The sequence below is a fragment of the Rhodococcus yunnanensis NBRC 103083 genome, assembly GCF_001895005.1.
In the GTDB taxonomy this organism is placed as follows: Bacteria; Actinomycetota; Actinomycetes; order Mycobacteriales; family Mycobacteriaceae; genus Rhodococcoides; species Rhodococcoides yunnanense.
In genome coordinates this window covers 1-1,508 of sequence record NZ_BCXH01000049.1, presented here as the reverse complement: position 1 = coordinate 1,508, position 1,508 = coordinate 1, and the positions used below count along the sequence as shown (strand labels likewise).

Here is a 1,508-nt window from a genome sequence, read left to right as displayed (position 1 = left end):
GTGTCGGGGTTGGTTGTGGGTGGTGTTGGTGTTGTGGGTGGTGGTGTTGTGGGTCGTGGGTTTGTGTCGGTGGGTGCGTTGGTGGTGTCTCGGTTGGTGTTGGGTTCGGGTGTTGTGGTGGTTGATGGTGGTGGTGTGGGTGTGGGTGTCGATGTGTTTGGTGGTGGTGTTTTTCGGTGGGTGAGGTTGTTGGGTGGGTTGGGTGTGGGTCCTGAGGTTCGGGTGGTGGTGGTGTTGGGTCGTGGTGTGGTGTTGGTGGAGGTTGTGGCGGCTGTGGTGGTGTTGGGTGGGGTGTTCGTGTTGGTGGATTCGGGGTGGCCGGTGGATCGGGTGGGGTTTGTGGTGGGTGATTGTGGTGCGTCGGTGGTGGTGACGTCGGTGGTGTTGGGTGAGCGTTTCGGTGGGGTGTTTTCTGGGGTGGGTTCTGTTGTGGTGGTTGATGATCCTGGTGTTGTTGCGGTGTGGGAGGGGTTGGATGGTTCGCCGGTGTCGGCGGTGGGTGTGTGGGAGGGTTCTGCGGTGTATGTGGTGTATACGTCGGGGTCGACGGGGGTGCCGAAGGGTGTGGTGGTGTCGCAGGGTGCGTTGTTGAATTTGGTGTGGTGGCGGCAGTCGGTGTTCGGGTTGGGTGTGGGGGAGGGTGTGTTTGCGAAGACGGGGTTCGGGTTCGATCCGGCGATTCCGGAGTTGTTGTGGCCGTTGGTTGTCGGTGGTGTGGTGGTGTTGGCTGTTGATGGTGGTGAGCGGGATGTGGAGTATTTGGGTTCGGTGTTGGGTTCGGGTGTGGTGGGGTTTGTGGAGTTGGTGCCGTCGGTGTTGGCGGCGATGTTGGAGGTGGGTGTGGTGCCTGCGGTGGCGGGTGTGGGTTCGGGTTCGGGTGGTGTGCGGTTCGTGTCGTCGGGTGGTGAGTCGTTGACGGTGGGGTTGGCGTCGCGGGTGTGGGAGCGGTGGGGTGTGCGGGTGGTCAATACGTATGGTCCGGCGGAGGCTGCGGTGGAGGTGACGTTCGCGGAGTTCGAGCCGGTGGGGTTCGAGCGTGCGGGGTTGGAGCGTGTGGGGTTGGAGCGTGCGGGGTCTGGGGGTTCGGGGTCTGGGGGTTCGGGTGTGGTGCCGATCGGGGTTCCGGTGGACAACACGGGTGTGGTGGTGCTCGATGGGTGGTTGCGTCCGGTTCCGGTGGGTGTGGTGGGTGAGTTGTATGTCTCGGGTGTGCAGTTGGCTCGGGGGTATGTGGGTCGGGCGGGTTTGACGGCGGGTCGGTTCGTGGCGAATCCGTTCGGTGGTGGTGATGGGTTGGGTGGTGTTGGTTCTCGGTTGTATCGCACTGGTGATGTGGTGCGGTGGGGTGTGGGTGGGGAGTTGGTGTTCGTGGGGCGTTCGGATTTTCAGGTGAAGGTGCGGGGGATGCGGGTGGAGTTGGGTGAGGTGGAGGCTGTGTTGGCGGGTGTGGTGGGTGTCGGTGATGCGGTGGTGGTGTTGCATTCCGGTGATGGTGATGGTGTGGGTGG

General features: G+C 63.0%; 2 protein-coding genes. Both read left to right on the top strand.

What is annotated here, in order from left to right; translation table 11 throughout:
• The coding region (locus RY1_RS30400) for a hypothetical protein (RefSeq protein WP_218019876.1) at positions 1–184 on the top strand (184 nt) is incomplete at its 5' end.
• On the top strand, positions 181–1,508 hold a 1,328-nt coding region (locus RY1_RS29200; protein ID WP_169914873.1), incomplete at its 3' end, for an AMP-binding protein. The genes RY1_RS30400 and RY1_RS29200, both read left to right, overlap by 4 nt.